This window comes from uncultured Pseudoteredinibacter sp., from assembly GCF_947502065.1.
Taxonomy (GTDB): domain Bacteria; phylum Pseudomonadota; class Gammaproteobacteria; order Pseudomonadales; family Cellvibrionaceae; genus Pseudoteredinibacter.
Genome location: NZ_CANMYE010000001.1, coordinates 668,423 through 683,820, shown reverse-complemented (window position 1 = coordinate 683,820; position 15,398 = coordinate 668,423). Strand labels below are relative to the sequence as shown.

Genomic DNA, 15,398 nt, shown 5'->3' with positions numbered 1-15,398 from the left:
CCCCACACCCTTTAGTGCTTACCTGGGTCAAACTAACCATTATTGAGTACGGCAATAACTAAGATTTGCAGCCTGGAAGAGGTATTACTGTTATCAGCTGGTCAGTTCTAGGGATTTACCCAATGTCAGCTAAAGCTAATATTATCCTATTTACCCTACGCCATGGAGTTCGATAATGATTAGCAAATTCACCAAGCCAGCCCAGAGTGTTGCAAGCATAGGGGCATGCTTAACATTTGCTTTGGCGAGCAGTAGCCAAGCAGGCCCAGCTAATTTCCAAGATTACTTTTTTAATGTTTGTGAGCAACAGAGCAATAATAGCCAAGATCACGGCCAGCTCACTGGCTTATGTTTTGTTGGGCCCGCCCAACCGGGAGATCTTTCAACAGACAGTGAGGCTTCACTCAATCCAAGCCAAATGCTCAGCAGTAATGATGCCGCTCTAAGCTTTGCACGCGCCAACGCACGCTTGCAGCAAGAGCGTAAACAAAACCCTAAGGGAGGTAGCAGTGGCAGTGAGACACCTATTGGCCCTTTCAGCGTCTTAGTCAATGTTCGGCAGTTACAAGAAGACTCTAAGCGTCAAGCAAGCTTTGGCACTGAGCGTGGCTACAATTCAGATGGCACCGCCTTTGAGCTCGGTCTGGATTATCGAGTTAATGACAGCCTAGTGATTGGCGCTATGTACGCCTATGAAGATACCGAACTGGATTTTCGCGGAGAACTACCCGGGGTAAACTTTTCTCCAGTAAACTCTGCTGGTCGCAAAGACAGTTCGCAGTCAGCCTTGAGTTTTTTTGCCACTGCCGACTTAAACGCCAACTGGTATCTACAAGCGGGCGCTGGATTCAGTCGCAGCGATAATGATTTCAGTCGTAACTCTATCTTTCAAGAATCCACACGCTCATTAACGGCGATCAGCTCTCGAACTTCTGGCAGCGCAGATGGTGAAAGTCAGTGGTTTAGCTTAAATAGCGGTTACAATATAAATGTCGAACAGTGGTCATTTACACCTTATGCCTCGCTGCTGTGGGCCAGCTCTGAGATTGACGGCTTTAGCGAGCGCGACCTAAGCAATACCGGATTAAACATGAGCTTTTCCAAAATGGAAAGAGATTCCCGAATTGCCAATCTCGGCCTAAATATTAGCGGCGTATTTAATCAGGATTTTGGCGTACTGATTCCACAGTTGCGAGTTGAGTTTGAAAAAGAGTTTGACCGCGATCCGCAGTCAATGAGTGCACGCTTTGTGCAGGACAACAGCAATACCGTATACCAGTTTGCCGGTGAATCGCCTGATGATAGCTATATCAATGCGGCACTTGGCTTAGTGGCTATTCTGCCCAATGGCTGGATTCCATACTTTGAGTATCAATGGCAAGAGAGTAATAGCAGTTTTGATCGCTCACAGTGGGTCTTGGGTATTCGCAAAGAACTATAAATGTCTAAGGCAGCCAGCGCCCGCTGGCTTGCCTTCCCTTCTTTAAGTCCTTACTATGCCGCCCTTCTTTACGCTATTGATATCGTATTATCTATAGCAGCTTAAGCTTTAATTAAACACAGTAAGCAGCATGTTAGATATCGAGATTGTCTTCCAAGACGAGCATATGTTGGCCGTTAACAAACCACCTGGCTTATTATCTGTTCCTGGACGAGGCCCCGATAAGCAGGACTGCTTAATCAATCGTCTGCTGCCCCACTACCCTAACGCACGAATTGTTCACCGCTTGGATATGGCCACATCTGGCCTTATTCTTATTCCATTAAGTCACGAGGCTCAGGTTGCACTGGGTTTGCAGTTTGAAAAGCGCAGCATGTATAAAAGCTATTGTGCTCTAGTAGATGGCAAACTGGAACACGATTCGCAACTGATAGACCTACCGCTGATTTGTGATTGGCCAAACCGCCCTCTGCAAATTGTCGACCATGAGAATGGCAAGAGCGCTCAAACCCAAGTTAAAGTGCTGTCATATGACCAAGACGCTGACTGCAGCCGCCTAGAGTTAAAACCCCTTACTGGCCGCTCCCATCAATTAAGAGTTCATATGCAAGCTATTGGGCACCCCATCTTAGGAGATGAATTCTACGCTCCTACTGAAATAAAACAAAAGACGTCAAGGTTGTGTCTCCATGCAGAACATTTGCAACTACTGCACCCCATCACAAAATCACCATTAAGCATAAATTGTCCTGCCGATTTTTGATTCATTTCAAGGCGAGAAAATTGGTAAGGGAGTGTAATCGCGGTTGTGGCTTAAAGGCATAAAATAGCACTCAACAATTGCCTGAGTTATTCACTACTAAGCCATTTTTACGTGACTAAGCCCAACCATAAGGATTTGTAATGCTTAAGAATAAAACCTCGATACTGCTTTGCGCCCCAATTTTTTTATGCCTCAACCTGGCTAGCCCGATGGTATTGTCTGAAGATACCGAAGAGTCTTGTAAAGCCGCTTATGATCTTCTAAAAGACGGTGATGTAAAAGCCGCACTGGAAGAAGCTCGCTGGTGCGTGGAAGGCCTAGAGCAAATGCAACAGAAAGCCCAAAAAGAACTATTAGCGGCCAATATTGACGGCTGGAAACGTGAAAGCCTAAGCAGCAATAAAGCTCTAGGCATGACTGTTACTGAAGCTCGATACAGCAAAGGCTCTGAAAGCATTGAGCTTAATATTACCGGTGGGGGTAATAATTTTGCTGGCGCTGCATTTGCACAAATGGGGATGATGCAAGCGGGTAGCAGAGTTCGCCTAGGAGCCTATAAGGGCACGCTTATTTCTGGCGAGACCCTGATGATTCCAATGGGTGAAGGTCGCTTTATTACTTTAACACCAAGCTCCGCCAGCGATGAATCCCTCAAGAGCTTTGCCAAAGCCTTACCACTGAGTGAGCTGGCTAAATAGCGTGTATTAAAGCTGTTATCGCCCTATGGCAATAGCAGCTCTAATTGCTGGGCAATATCCTGTTGCACAGCCGCTAGTTCTTGCCCGGCATTGATAACAAAAAAGCGTTTAGGGTCTTGTTCGGCTCTGCTCAAATAGCAAGCACGCACACGCTCAAAAAACTCTACCTTCTCGGATTCAAAACGATCGGCTTCGCTGCGCTTGCTGGCTCGCTCCAAACCCAATTCCACATCAACATCCAACACAAAAGTGGCATCCGGCTGTAACTGTCCCTGAACCAGCGATTCGAGCTGCTCGATTTTTTGCATGGATAAACCGCGACCACCACCTTGATAGGCATAGGTGGCATCGGTAAAGCGATCACAAAGCACCCAAGCACCTCGCATCAAGCTTGGTATGATAAGACTCTGTAAGTGCTGCGAACGGGCAGCAAACATCATCAGCAGCTCGGCGGTTTCATCCACCTTCTCTTCGCGTTTAGCCAGCAATAGCTCTCGCAACTCTTCAGCCAATGGCGTGCCCCCTGGCTCGCGAGTGCAAACCACCTCAATGCCCCGAGCCTCAAGGTTTTCGCGGATAAAATTCATATTGCTGGTTTTACCCACGCCTTCGGTGCCTTCAACCGTTATAAACAAGCCCGGCTTCTTGCTGCTCATATCAATATCCTTAGTCACGCTTAGCTTTTGGGGGCCGAGCGATAATTAGATTTTCTGTTCTCAATTTGGTATTCACGTACGGCGCGATTATGCTCATCCAAAGTTGCGGAGAACTTGTGGCTGCCGTCACCTTTAGCAACAAAATATAGATAGTTGCTGCTATCAGGGTGCATCGCGGCGTAAATAGAGCGTTCCGCTACTAGGGCAATCGGAGTGGGCGGCAAACCTTTAATCACATAAGTATTGTACGGCGTCGCTTCACGCAAATCTTTGCGGCGAATATTACCTTTGTATCTGTCACCCATGCCATAGATAACAGTAGGGTCGGTTTGCAAACGCATATTTTTTTGCAGGCGTCGAATAAAAACACCCGAGATGGTTTCTCGCTCACTATCTTGCGCGGTTTCTTTTTCAATAATTGATGCCATTACCAAGGCTTCTGCCGGCGATTTATAAGGTAGTGCTTTGGCTCTATTCTCCCACTCTCGCTGTAAAATACTCTGAAGCTTTTTATGGGCTCGCTTTAAAATAGCCACATCGCTTTCACCATTTTGGTAGCGGTAAGTATCGGGAAAAAAATAACCTTCCGGGTGATCCAGCTCAATGCCTAATTTTAGCTTCTGCTCATCCCAGCTTAAGCCTTGTAATTCAGCTTTAATATTGTCCTTACTGTGAATATAGTCCAGTGCCTGCTGATAGCGCCAGCCCTCTAACAAGGTTATGTGATATTGCACCACATCATCGCTACGGAATTTTGCCAACAAGGTGATGGAGTTCAAGCTTTCATCCAGCTGAAATTCTCCGCGACGAATACCACCTTGCTCAGTAATGCGAGCATATAGACGCAGCAAACGTGCAGAAGGAATAACACCTTGCTTTTCAAGGTCTCGACTCACGCTTGCCAAGCTGGCACCAGCAGGAATGGTATAAAGCAATTGGCCGTCGGCCAGTTGCAAGTTGCGCTGCAGTTGTTGACTCGCCCAAAGATAGGCGCCCAGCAGTGCCGCCGACATAAGTGCCATGGCCACCACAAAGCCAATCAGGTAACGCCGCCAGGGGCCTAATGCATCCAACATACTTCTTGTTCCAATTATTCTGAGCTAAGCACTGGCAGTGTAAACCCTTCTTGGTAAATCTGCGACAGCGATTCACAGGCCATGACTGTTTCGCCTTGCCCTTGCCACTTATGGAGGCCTTGCAGTGGCCCAGAGCTTATCAGCAGAGATTCTACAGCTTGAATACCCTGTACAGAGTTTGCCAAGCAAATGGCATCAGATCGAAGCAGCTGCTCTACTGTAAGCGGGGTTTGAGAAACCGTTAACGCTTCACACTCAAGCAAATAGGCCCGCACTACTCCGGCAACACCGCTGAAGCTTAAATCCGGAGTTAGCCAGCAACCATCCTGCTTATAGAACAAATTGCTGCTAATAGCTTCAATCACATGCTGCTCACTATCCAATAAGATCGCATCATCACAGCCCGGGCTAAGCTGCCGACGAGCCAGTACCTGCTCTAAGCGATTGCCATGTTTAAGCCCTGCCAATAAAGGCTGTCTTGCTAGGTTGATCGGGCTAAGCTCTAATTTTTTTGGAGAAACCCTTTGATCACAGGGTTCGGCCGAAAAGGCCAAGGCCACAAGATTCGCCTCTCCATCTGGACGAGCATAACCACGCAGACTTTCACCACGAGACAGCTGAAACTTAACGATTGCTTCGCGCTGGCCTTGTGCCTGCAGCAGCTGACATACCTCTTGGTATTCCGCCTGGAGCTTGGCGACATCAAAATGAAAAGCTAAACGTTCACAGGCTTGTGAAAAGCGCTTAAGGTGCAAAGCCCAGAATGGGCATCGATCGATATAGAAGCGGGCGGTTTCAAAAATAGAATCGCCAAATTGAAAACCGCGATCAAACAGACTGATCTGCTGCTGATCGCGGCCATTAACACGGCAAATTAGCGCGGCCTGAGTCATCTTAGCTCGGCTTATGCCATTTAAACGCGGCGGAAGATGAGCGAGCCGTTCGTACCACCAAAACCAAAGGAGTTGCTTAAGACCGCATCGATCTCACGCTCCTGAGCGGTATGAGGTACAAGATTAATGTCACAGCCTTCATCTGGGTTATCCAGATTGATGGTCGGAGGGGCAACCTGATCTTTAATCGCCAATACTGACAAGATTGCCTCTACCGAACCTGCAGCACCCAGCAAGTGGCCAATCATGGATTTGGTCGAACTCACCGCAACCTGATCAATATCATTACCCATCACACTTTTAACAGCGATACACTCAGCGACATCACCTGCCGGCGTTGAAGTGCCATGAGCATTGATGTAGTTAATGGCAGAGGTTTCGATAGCTGCATCGTTGATGGCATTTTGCATGGACAAAGCGGCACCCGCTCCATCTTCTGGCGGTGAAGTCATATGATGAGCATCACCACTCATACCAAAGCCAACCAGCTCAGCATAAATTTTTGCGCCACGTGCTTTAGCATGTTCGTATTCTTCAAGCACCATTACACCGGCGCCCTCGCCTAATACAAAACCATCACGGTCTTTATCCCAAGGGCGACTGGCCGCTTGTGGATCGTCATTGCGAGTCGAAAGTGCACGTGCTGCGGCAAAACCACCCAAGCCTACAGGGCTGGTAGCCATTTCCGCGCCACCTGCGATCATGGCATCGGCTTCGCCATACTGAATTGAGCGAGCTGCCAAACCGATACAATGGGTACCAGTCGTACAAGCGGTTACGACGGCAAGGTTGGGGCCACGGAAACCATACTTGATAGATAGGTTGCCCGAGATCATGTTGATGATGGCACCGGGAACAAAGAATGGAGAAATACGGCGAGGGCCGCGCTCAGCAATGGTTTTGGCACCATCTTCAATAGAACCGATACCACCAATGCCAGAGCCGATAGCCGCACCAATACGTGGAGCGTTTTCATCGGTCACCTGCAGGCCGGAATCTTCCATTGCCTGAATACCAGCCACCATACCGTATTGAATAAATGGGTCCATTTTGCGGGCGTCTTTAACAGGCATATAGTCGCCTACCTCAAGGTCTTTAACCGCCGCACTAAAGCGTGTGGTAAAAGCCGAGGCATCGAATTTCTCGATCATGCCTACACCGCTCTTACCCGCTAAAATATTCTGCCAGGTATCTGCCACCGTATTACCTACCGGTGAAACCATACCCAAACCCGTTACCACAACTCGTCTGCGGGACATATTGCCTCCGTCGGCGATGCTCAATCATCGCTTGTTATTGTCAAACACACTCCCACCAGCTCACTCTGGTTCCGCTAGTATATCGGGACAAAAAGTGATGGTGTATAAACAACAAAAGCCGCTCTATGAGTCATAGAACGGCTTTTTAGGCTAGGCCTCAAACAACGAATGACTCAAATTAAGCCAAGTTTTCGTTGATGTACTTGATGGCAAGCTCAACAGTAGTAATCTTTTCCGCTTCTTCGTCTGGAATTTCGGTTTCGAACTCTTCTTCCAGCGCCATAACCAGCTCTACGGTATCCAAAGAATCTGCACCCAGATCCTCAACAAAAGACGCCTCAGTTTTTACTTCTTCTTCTTTAACGCCCAGTTGCTCAGCAACGATTTTCTTTACGCGTTCTTCAATGCTGCTCATAACGTTTTTCAACTCCTAGTGGTCTACGTCGGTTTAGCCGCTCTCTATTACTTTAGAATTACTTTGAACTGCTTCTGTGCAAGAGCGAACAAAATAACGGTTGTTCGGTCACGGCTCAAATATAAGCTCCGGCCAACACGAGCGCGCATTTTACATGGATTTACGCCGAGTTGTAACGGATCTTATAAATTTTTGTGAATTTTTAAAAAATACTCTTAATTAACAACAACTTAGACTTAAAAACCCTAACAATTGCAGCCGTCTAAAGCATTCTTTGGACGTTATTTTACGCCAAATTGTGACGGCTGCACGGGGCATTTAGGCCATATACATGCCGCCATTTACCTGCAAAGTTTCACCGGTAATATAGCCACCCGCATCACCTGCCAAGAAACTTACCACACCGGCAATTTCTTCAGGCTTACCTAAACGACCCAATGCAATCTGAGACAGCATCAGCTCCTTTTGGTTCTCATCCAGCACCTTAGTCATATCAGTATCGATAAAACCCGGGGCAACGGTGTTTACGGTAATACCGCGTGAGCCAATTTCTTTTGCCAATGAACGGGCAAATCCAGCTACACCTGCTTTAGATGCGGCGTAGTTAGACTGACCGGCATTACCCATTGAACCCACTACAGAGCTGACATTGATAATGCGCCCCCAACGAGCCTTCATCATACCGCGCAGACAGGCCTTGCTTAAGCGATAGATAGCGCTCAAGTTGGTATTGATCACATCAAACCACTCATCTTCACCCATACGCATGAGCAAGTTATCTTTGGTAATACCGGCGTTATTCACCAAGACTTGGATTGCACCAAACTCATCATTAATGGCTTTTATCAAATCGCTAATGGAATCCGCTTCGGTGACATTCAGCACCATGCCCTTACCTTGAATCCCCTTTTCAGCCAAGCGAGCGCTAATCTTTTCAGCCCCACCTTCGCTGGTCGCGGTACCAATAACAACAGCACCTTGGGCACCCAAGTCATCCGCAATAGCCGCACCAATTCCACGGCTTGCACCTGTCACCAAGGTGATCTTTCCTGCAATACTCATAGTTAATTCCTATTTCGTTAGGCCTCGCAGCCATAAGCTGGGCTGCAAGATTATCTATTCTTTTACGCGTTCAGCGCTTCAACATCAGCTGGAGTTTCCAAACCTTTGGCAGCAATACTCTTATCGATGCGCTTTACCAAGCCAGCCAAAACCTTACCCGGACCACATTCCACGGCCTGCTCGATACCAGCGTCTTTCATAGCTTTCACACAATCAACCCATAAAACAGGGCTGTAGATCTGCTCGATCATTAGAGCTTTGATTTTGGCAGGATCCGTTTCAGTTTGTGCATGAACGTTATGCACAACTGGGGTAGCCGGGGCTTGGAACGATGTGGCTTCGATTTGTTCCGCCAAACGATCGGCAGCTGGCTTCATCAACTCGGTATGGAAAGGTGCACTTACCGGTAAGGGCATAGCGCGCTTAGCACCTGCTTCTTTACACAACTCAATAGCTTTATCAATTGCCGCTTTACTGCCCGCGATAACAACCTGGCCCGGAGAGTTAAAGTTTACCGCCGACGCAACGCCATCAGCAGAAGCTTTAGCACAGGCTTCCTTAATAGATTCATCATCCAAACCAATAATAGCAGCCATAGCGCCTTCACCCGCTGGAACCGCTTCTTGCATAAACTTGCCGCGCTGCTGCACTAAACGGACTGCATCTTTCAATGCCAAGACTTCAGCACAAACTAAAGCTGACCACTCACCTAAGCTGTGACCAGCCATCAATGCTGGGCGAGCATCTTGATTAGCACCATAAACACGCCAGCAGGCAACACTGGCTGTTAGCAATAAGGGCTGGGTACGCTCGGTCATATTAATGGTTTCTTGCTCACCATTTTGCAGCAAATCCCACAAGTCATAACCCAAAACCTCAGAGGCTTCAGCGAAAGTTTCTTGTACTACAGGATATTCGGCGGCCAGCTCTGCCAACATACCGATTTTTTGAGAACCTTGCCCTGGAAATACGAAGGCCAAATTAGATTGCACCATAACGCTACCTTTTAGCTAACTATTTATATTCTTTCTGTGTTACTTCTAAAACTGTTAACCCTGAAGCACAATTACTCAAGGCTAATTAAAACGGTTCTTGCTCAAAGCGCCGACATATACGCGGCGCAACTTCGCTGTTGACTTGCTCGCAAGCCAACTCTAAAGCACTGCGAAAGGCTAATTCATCAGCCCCACCATGACTTTTAATGAGCGGGCCCTGCAAGCCCAAAAAACTGGCGCCATTATAACGATCAGGATCAAACTGACGCTGCCATTTACGTAATAAAGGGCGGGCAAATCGGCCAACTAGGCGACCATACCAGCTACTTGAAAAGGCCTCACGCATTTCGGCCACCATCAGCTGTGCCACCCCCTCACTCACCTTTAACGCCACATTGCCCACAAAACCATCGCAAACCACTACGTCGGCTTCACCGCGATAAATCTGATCGCCCTCGATATAACCAATAAAGTTAAGCGCTTCATTGGCCTGCAAACTGCTGGCTGCCAAGCGAATCTGTTCATTTCCTTTGATATCTTCGGAGCCAATATTCAGCAGAGCTACACGCGGGCGCTCTACTCCAGCTACCGACTCCATAAATACAGAACCCATCAAGGCATTATGAATAAGGTGCTCACTATCACATTTTACACTGGCACCAAGGTCCAGCATTAGGCAATCGGCTTTAGCAGTAGGGATAGATTTAGCGATCGCAGGGCGATCCACACCCGCAAAGGTTTTCAATAAATGCCGCCCCATCGCCATCAAAGCACCGGTATTACCGGCGCTAATCGCCGCATCGGCTTTTGCCGTGCGCACAGCATCAACAGCCAGCCACATTGAGGAATTTTGCTTATGTCGCAAAGCCTGCCCAGGACGATCATCCATGGTGACCACCTCATCTGTGTGACAAAAGAGCATTTTTGAGCCGTTAGCTAGCTCGTGCACACAAGGGCTTTGGGAAATATCGAGGGAGATGGGAGCTTGCTCGGCTAATATGTCGAACGGACCATACAGCTGGCATTCCAGAGTACGATCATTAGCCAAGGAGTAAGCGGCGTTTAACGCAACGCGGGGACCTAAGTCCCCGCCCATAGCGTCAACCGCTAATCGAATTGAATCAGTCAATCTATTCAGCGCCTAATAGTGAGGATGTTAAACATCCTAGTGACTGGCGTCAGAATATCAACGACTAGCGCTAAGCGCGTCGAAGAATATTAGTCTTCGGAGCCAGTGTCGATCACTTTACGGCCACGGTAGAAACCGTCGGCAGTGATGTGGTGACGGTGGTGCTTCTCGCCACTGGTTGGATCAACAGATAGGGTTGGTCCGCTTAGGGCATCGTGAGAGCGACGCATACCGCGACGTGAACGAGTCTTTTTACTTTTTTGAACAGCCATGATAGCTCCTTAACTATTTACTGGAACCGGGGCGCCTCGTTATTTCGGCGAGCCCTTAAGTTGCTCCAGAACTTGAAACGGGTTATTTCGCCGCTCAGCTTCTGCTTCCGCTGTTTCATCAGAAGCATCATTATCTCCTGCGGAGTAATGAGCCAAGTCGACACATTGATGATCGTGATAGACCGCCATGGGTATGCACAGCAAGATCTCTTCCTCGATCACCTCGTATAAATCGGATACCCCTTCAGGGGCAATCCATGCATCTATGCTTTTCGGTAAGTTTTTCGCCCGGTCTTCATCCCAGACAATACCTAAAGCTAAGCTGCCTTCAATATGTTGATCACAGGGTTCCATACAACGCTCACAGGTAAGCTGCAATTTAGCACTAACCTGGCCGCGTAATAAGCGATGACGCTGATCATCCACCTCAAAGTGTAGCTCAACCTCGATATCAGCATTCTCGCCTACGGCGATTTGCGCTAATCGATCCAGAGCCTCGAGGGGTATATTCCCTTGTAAATCAATGCCTTGCTGGGCAAATTTACGTGGGTCTACTTGCCTCGGTAAAATCTTTGAAGAGGGGGCATTCAACATAAGCGCGCCATAATAGGGATGCAGGGGCCTGCTGTCAAAGGAAAAATCACTCCAAACCCCTGATTTTATGGGCATTGGGCGATTTTTTTCAAATTGCTAAGGTAGCATCGATAAGATTCGTTAGAATAGCGCTTTTTAACCATAGGAATCCACCATGCCTCAGCTTGTTTTAGCCTCTAGCTCACCTTACCGGGCCGAACTTCTGGGCAAGTTACAAATACCCTTTCTTCAAGCTAGCCCTGATATTGATGAAAGCCCTTTGGCAAATGAACAAGCTACAGCCTTAGTTAAACGTCTAGCGGAAAAGAAAGCTAAAGCCTTAGCCTTACAATTCCCCAAGCACCTTATAATCGGATCGGACCAAGTTGCCTGCTTTGAGCAACGAATTATTGGCAAACCCGGCAACATAGCAAACGCCAAAGCGCAATTAAGAAGCTTTAGCGGGCAAAGCGTCGAATTTTTAACCGGGCTTTGTGTTTATAACAGCCTCACCCAAAATTGCCAGGTAGAACTATCTCGATTCAAGGTGCACTTTCGCAGCTTAAGCGAAGTTCAAATAGAGAGCTATATAGAGAAAGAACAACCCTTAAACTGCGCAGGCAGCTTTAAGTCCGAAGGCTTAGGTATCGCCCTATTTACACAGCTTGAAGGCGACGACCCCAACAGCCTTATCGGCCTTCCGCTAATTAAATTGATCGACCTGCTGAACCAAGAAGGGCTTAGCCCATTGTGAAATAAAGCAGGCAAAGCTCCCACTATTGCCAGAAGTTTACCACTAAAGGTCGGCTGAGATTTCTGGGCACTTAAGAACAAAACTCGTCCCCTTACCCGGTTCGCTAAAACACTCCAAACTACCATCGATAACATTGGCCACCAGGTTAAGTAAAACATGTAGACCTAAGCCGATATTCGAAGGACTGTGCGCGGTAAACGGATCAAATATTACCGGCGCCATCTCTTTAGCAACGCCGCTACCATTATCGCTAAACTCTAGAACGAAAAACCGATCGCCCCCCTTTTGCTGGCCACTCCAGTACGCCGATATATTTATATGCCTAGCGACTGCCGCCTCACCCTCAAAAGCATGCGCTAAGGCGTTTTCAAAAAACTCTTCTAATAATTTGTTAAACAAAGAAGAACAACTATACAAAAGCAAATCTTCAGCAACATCCAGCTCTACCGCTACAGCCCGCTCTTGCAGGCGCTCTTGAAACATATCTTGCACGGTGGCTATTTTTTCAGGTAAGCAAAACTCAGAGAATTGCCACTGGGACTCATCTATTGATATATCCTTGAAGCTATCCACCAAGCCAGACAAGCGGTCGTAATTTCGGTTTAATAATTCAGCGCTGGACTCAAACTTCTTAAACCTCTGATTTACAAAAACTTCATTCACCGTGTCTTTGCTAAGCTCCTTGAAGATATCAATAGCGCTACTTTCAATCACCGAAGAAGCCATTTTAGCCACTCCCAACGGCGTATTCACTTCATGAGCCACACCACTAACCAATCGACCTAACGCAGCCTGTTTTTCATTGACGGCCAGCTTTTCCCGCGTTTCCAATAGATCATCGGTTCTTTCAGCCACCAGATTTTCGAGCTCGACCTTCTTTTGGCGATAGTAGCTTAGGCGCCAGAGGTACAAGGCATACAAACAGGCCACTAGCGTCAAAAAAATGAGAAATTTAAACCACAAACTTTGATACCAAGCTGGAATAACGATAACGGGCAATGAAAGCTCGTAATCCGACCATTCTCCTACTCGGTTAGTTGAGCGCAATCGAAACTGGTAATCCCCTGGTGGCACATCTATATAGTTTGCCACACGGGCATCTGCACTCACCTCATTCCAGTTTTTAGAGTAACCCTGAAGCTTGAACTTGTAACGAATATCTGCAGAGCCGGAGTAATCCAAAGCCGCAAAGCTAATACTGAAATCACTCTCTTTTTCAGATAGCACAAGGGGGGCAGCAACACTGTCACGTTTAATGCTATCAACTTCGATATCCGTTAATACCAAAGGCGGCTGATATCGCCACGATTTAAAGCTGTTAGTCTTATGAAGCTGAATGCCGTATCTGCTCATATTAATCAGGATTCCATCGCTTGAGCGAAGAAATTCAATGGATTGTCCTAAGCCTTCCAGCTCACCATCGGCCACCCCCAAACGCTGAATACTATTCTGGCCGGACAAACGATACACGCCGTAACCCCATTCATTACCCATTTCATCTTCGTCGAAAATCCAAACTTCCCGATTATCAGAATGAACCTTTTTTAAATGGAGACTTGTCTCGCTAAGATGGGTCATTTGGTAAATTGTACTGTTGCTGGAAAAGTACAGTTGCCCAGATTGCGTACGGTATCCCCCAACAAAATCAGGCTTCTGTTCACTGTCATTCGACTCAAGAACCAGATCGAGCTGCTTTGCGCGCTTGCTCCCAGCTTTTAATAAAAAATTGTTTCCGTTACGAGTTAATATAGATTTTTTTTCATCCACATCGGTAACCCAAGAAGACTCTACAGGAGCGTCGCCTTCAATTTTTACCATATAGCAAGAGTGCGCATCGTTATAAAGCCGAAAGACAGCATTAGGAGTTCTTGAGAATGCCAATAGTCCTCCGTCCATAGTTTGTAAAACCCTATAGATCATGCCATCCCAAGGTGTTTTGAAGTCGCATTCGAGTAAATCGCTACTTTTTCGGCCTCCTACATCTGCATCCGTATACCTTAGTAAACCCGCATCCTGTGTGGCGATCCAGATGTAACCATCACGACTTCTATGAAGCCATCTTATTTTATTGGTCGGCAGGCTAGGCTTACTGTCGGGGCTAGTGTTGATCGAGCGTTCAAACCCTTTTTTAGGATCATAAACATCAATTCCATCCGTATATGTAGAGAACCAAAACTTCCCACCATTAGTCTCTGTTGCTCCTGACCACTCACTTTTATACTCAGGCTTCTTATTGATAGGCGAATAAATAATCGATCGCGTAAACTCTCTTGAAGGTGTTGAAATCCACAATTCTGCATCACGCATCCCCAACCAAACCAGGCCACTTTCATCAACATACAAACTCAGCAGATTATCATTATTAAATGCACCGGGACGAAATTTATCGGCAACATACCTGTTCTTAATGGTAGCGTCCCTGGCATCAAAAACATAAACTCCTTTTCGGTATGATGCCACCCACAGCTCATCACTTCCTACTGCCGTAACATCATGGACATCAACCACATCAGGCCAATCGCTTACAATTCCATCTGGACTTACAATCTTCAAACTCGAAAAGGCACCACCTATCCATAGGCGCTTTACATCATCGATATAGAGCCTGTTGACCTTATAGTCTTTAGAAATTACCTTCGTAATAACTTCAAATGTTTTACCAACTAACTTAAGCCTATAAACACCATCAAGATCCGCGATAACGAGGTGACTGTTATCATCTAAAACACCATCCTCAAGAGCCCCTGAAACTCCCCCGATTATTGGGTAGCGCTCTACCTCATGACTCATGGGATCCACAAAATTCACCCCCACATTGGTAATTACCCAAACGCCACCTTGTTCATCAACTTGAATCGATTTAATGTAATCGGAGTCCAAACTTCTATCGTCTGCTGGCTGATGGTTAAATCTTCTAAACTTTCTACTTTTTTCGTCCAACCGATACAAACCATAGCCTTTAGTACCCGCCCATATTACGCCCTCACTCCCTGTTTCAATTGATGTATACTCCACACTATTTAGAGAGCTTCCTTCGTTATCTTGGTGACGTGCTGGCAAATAGCTATAACCATCATAAGTAAATAGGCCATGCATACTCGCTATCCAAATAAGGCCGCTTGTAGACTGAGTTATTTTATTGATGCCAATTGATCGAGCATCTGTATCAACCTTTAGGAAATTCGGCTGCCCAAGATCGAAAATACTGGCCACCTCTGACCTTGCAGATATTGAAGTAAAAATGGTTATTAGTAGCGAATACCAAATATAATTGAGTCGCATGATATCTAAAGGCTTGCTCTGGAAGAGAATACCTTTAAGTGTAATAAAGATTTGTACTTTTCCTAATGCCAATCCCGGGCGGTCAAGTATTCGTTCTTTTAAATGACAGGCATTTCAGAAACATAAGTGA

General features: G+C 46.8%; 15 protein-coding genes. 4 read left to right on the top strand and 11 right to left on the bottom strand.

From position 1 onward, the window contains the following. Positions 1-175: 175 nt before the first annotated feature. The 3 genes from Q1A41_RS03030 (at position 176) to Q1A41_RS03020 (ending at position 2,902) form a co-directional block, all read left to right on the top strand. Positions 176-1,441 carry an autotransporter outer membrane beta-barrel domain-containing protein gene (locus Q1A41_RS03030; protein WP_299974538.1) on the top strand — a complete coding sequence of 422 codons (1,266 nt, stop codon included), beginning with the start codon at positions 176-178 and terminating at the stop codon, positions 1,439-1,441. A 130-nt stretch (positions 1,442-1,571) separates the two neighbouring features. Then, positions 1,572-2,204: a pseudouridine synthase gene (locus tag Q1A41_RS03025; RefSeq protein WP_299974535.1), complete on the top strand. Its 633-nt coding sequence runs from the start codon at positions 1,572-1,574 to the stop codon at positions 2,202-2,204. 140 nt (positions 2,205-2,344) lie between these two features. Beyond that, positions 2,345-2,902 (top strand): hypothetical protein, encoded by a 558-nt coding sequence (locus Q1A41_RS03020; protein ID WP_299974532.1) that lies wholly within the window; start codon positions 2,345-2,347, stop codon positions 2,900-2,902. Between the two features lie 23 nt (positions 2,903-2,925). On the opposite strand, the gene tmk is transcribed toward Q1A41_RS03020, so the two are convergent. The 10 genes from tmk to Q1A41_RS02970 all read right to left on the bottom strand — a co-directional run bounded on the left by tmk (position 2,926) and on the right by Q1A41_RS02970 (position 11,253). Next, positions 2,926-3,558 carry a dTMP kinase gene (gene tmk, locus Q1A41_RS03015; protein WP_299974529.1) on the bottom strand — a complete coding sequence of 211 codons (633 nt, stop codon included), beginning with the start codon at positions 3,556-3,558 and terminating at the stop codon, positions 2,926-2,928. 20 nt (positions 3,559-3,578) lie between these two features. Continuing rightward, the gene (gene mltG / locus Q1A41_RS03010; protein WP_299974526.1) at positions 3,579-4,634 is read right to left on the bottom strand and encodes an endolytic transglycosylase MltG; all 1,056 of its coding nucleotides are present in this window, start codon (positions 4,632-4,634) and stop codon (positions 3,579-3,581) included. Between the two features lie 14 nt (positions 4,635-4,648). Beyond that, positions 4,649-5,527 carry an aminodeoxychorismate lyase gene (gene pabC, locus Q1A41_RS03005; protein ID WP_299974523.1) on the bottom strand — a complete coding sequence of 293 codons (879 nt, stop codon included), beginning with the start codon at positions 5,525-5,527 and terminating at the stop codon, positions 4,649-4,651. A 20-nt stretch (positions 5,528-5,547) separates the two neighbouring features. Next, a complete protein-coding gene (fabF, locus tag Q1A41_RS03000) occupies positions 5,548-6,786 on the bottom strand; it encodes a beta-ketoacyl-ACP synthase II (RefSeq protein ID WP_299974520.1) in 1,239 nt (412 codons plus the stop codon). A gap of 178 nt (positions 6,787-6,964) precedes the next feature. Next, positions 6,965-7,201, bottom strand: coding sequence for an acyl carrier protein (gene acpP, locus Q1A41_RS02995; RefSeq protein ID WP_166847095.1), 237 nt, complete (start codon positions 7,199-7,201; stop codon positions 6,965-6,967). A 318-nt stretch (positions 7,202-7,519) separates the two neighbouring features. Beyond that, positions 7,520-8,263, bottom strand: coding sequence for a 3-oxoacyl-ACP reductase FabG (fabG, locus tag Q1A41_RS02990; RefSeq protein ID WP_299974517.1), 744 nt, complete (start codon positions 8,261-8,263; stop codon positions 7,520-7,522). A gap of 62 nt (positions 8,264-8,325) precedes the next feature. Further along, entirely contained in the window at positions 8,326-9,258 is a 933-nt protein-coding gene (fabD, locus tag Q1A41_RS02985; protein WP_299974515.1) for an ACP S-malonyltransferase, read from the bottom strand. An 85-nt stretch (positions 9,259-9,343) separates the two neighbouring features. Then, the gene (gene plsX / locus Q1A41_RS02980; protein WP_299974512.1) at positions 9,344-10,387 is read right to left on the bottom strand and encodes a phosphate acyltransferase PlsX; all 1,044 of its coding nucleotides are present in this window, start codon (positions 10,385-10,387) and stop codon (positions 9,344-9,346) included. A gap of 89 nt (positions 10,388-10,476) precedes the next feature. Next, entirely contained in the window at positions 10,477-10,659 is a 183-nt protein-coding gene (gene rpmF, locus Q1A41_RS02975) for a 50S ribosomal protein L32 (RefSeq protein WP_166847084.1), read from the bottom strand. 39 nt (positions 10,660-10,698) lie between these two features. Continuing rightward, positions 10,699-11,253, bottom strand: coding sequence for a YceD family protein (locus Q1A41_RS02970; RefSeq protein WP_299974507.1), 555 nt, complete (start codon positions 11,251-11,253; stop codon positions 10,699-10,701). Positions 11,254-11,407: 154 nt separating this feature from the next. Here Q1A41_RS02970 and Q1A41_RS02965 point away from each other — a divergent pair, with 154 nt between their 5' ends. Further along, entirely contained in the window at positions 11,408-11,986 is a 579-nt protein-coding gene (locus Q1A41_RS02965; RefSeq protein WP_299974504.1) for a nucleoside triphosphate pyrophosphatase, read from the top strand. A 42-nt stretch (positions 11,987-12,028) separates the two neighbouring features. On the opposite strand, the gene Q1A41_RS02960 is transcribed toward Q1A41_RS02965, so the two are convergent. After that, positions 12,029-15,199: a triple tyrosine motif-containing protein gene (locus Q1A41_RS02960; protein ID WP_299974500.1), complete on the bottom strand. Its 3,171-nt coding sequence runs from the start codon at positions 15,197-15,199 to the stop codon at positions 12,029-12,031. Between the last annotated feature and the right edge of the window lie 199 nt (positions 15,200-15,398).

Coding starts and splice junctions, on each gene's coding strand:
- fabF (WP_299974520.1), bottom strand. CDS start 6,786: ATGTCCCGCAGACGAGTTGTGGTAACGGGTTTGGGTATGGTTTCACCG.
- Q1A41_RS02965 (WP_299974504.1), top strand. CDS start 11,408: ATGCCTCAGCTTGTTTTAGCCTCTAGCTCACCTTACCGGGCCGAACTT.
- Q1A41_RS03020 (WP_299974532.1), top strand. CDS start 2,345: ATGCTTAAGAATAAAACCTCGATACTGCTTTGCGCCCCAATTTTTTTA.
- fabD (WP_299974515.1), bottom strand. CDS start 9,258: ATGGTGCAATCTAATTTGGCCTTCGTATTTCCAGGGCAAGGTTCTCAA.
- mltG (WP_299974526.1), bottom strand. CDS start 4,634: ATGTTGGATGCATTAGGCCCCTGGCGGCGTTACCTGATTGGCTTTGTG.
- Q1A41_RS03025 (WP_299974535.1), top strand. CDS start 1,572: ATGTTAGATATCGAGATTGTCTTCCAAGACGAGCATATGTTGGCCGTT.
- acpP (WP_166847095.1), bottom strand. CDS start 7,201: ATGAGCAGCATTGAAGAACGCGTAAAGAAAATCGTTGCTGAGCAACTG.
- pabC (WP_299974523.1), bottom strand. CDS start 5,527: ATGACTCAGGCCGCGCTAATTTGCCGTGTTAATGGCCGCGATCAGCAG.
- rpmF (WP_166847084.1), bottom strand. CDS start 10,659: ATGGCTGTTCAAAAAAGTAAAAAGACTCGTTCACGTCGCGGTATGCGT.
- Q1A41_RS02970 (WP_299974507.1), bottom strand. CDS start 11,253: ATGTTGAATGCCCCCTCTTCAAAGATTTTACCGAGGCAAGTAGACCCA.
- Q1A41_RS03030 (WP_299974538.1), top strand. CDS start 176: ATGATTAGCAAATTCACCAAGCCAGCCCAGAGTGTTGCAAGCATAGGG.
- fabG (WP_299974517.1), bottom strand. CDS start 8,263: ATGAGTATTGCAGGAAAGATCACCTTGGTGACAGGTGCAAGCCGTGGA.
- tmk (WP_299974529.1), bottom strand. CDS start 3,558: ATGAGCAGCAAGAAGCCGGGCTTGTTTATAACGGTTGAAGGCACCGAA.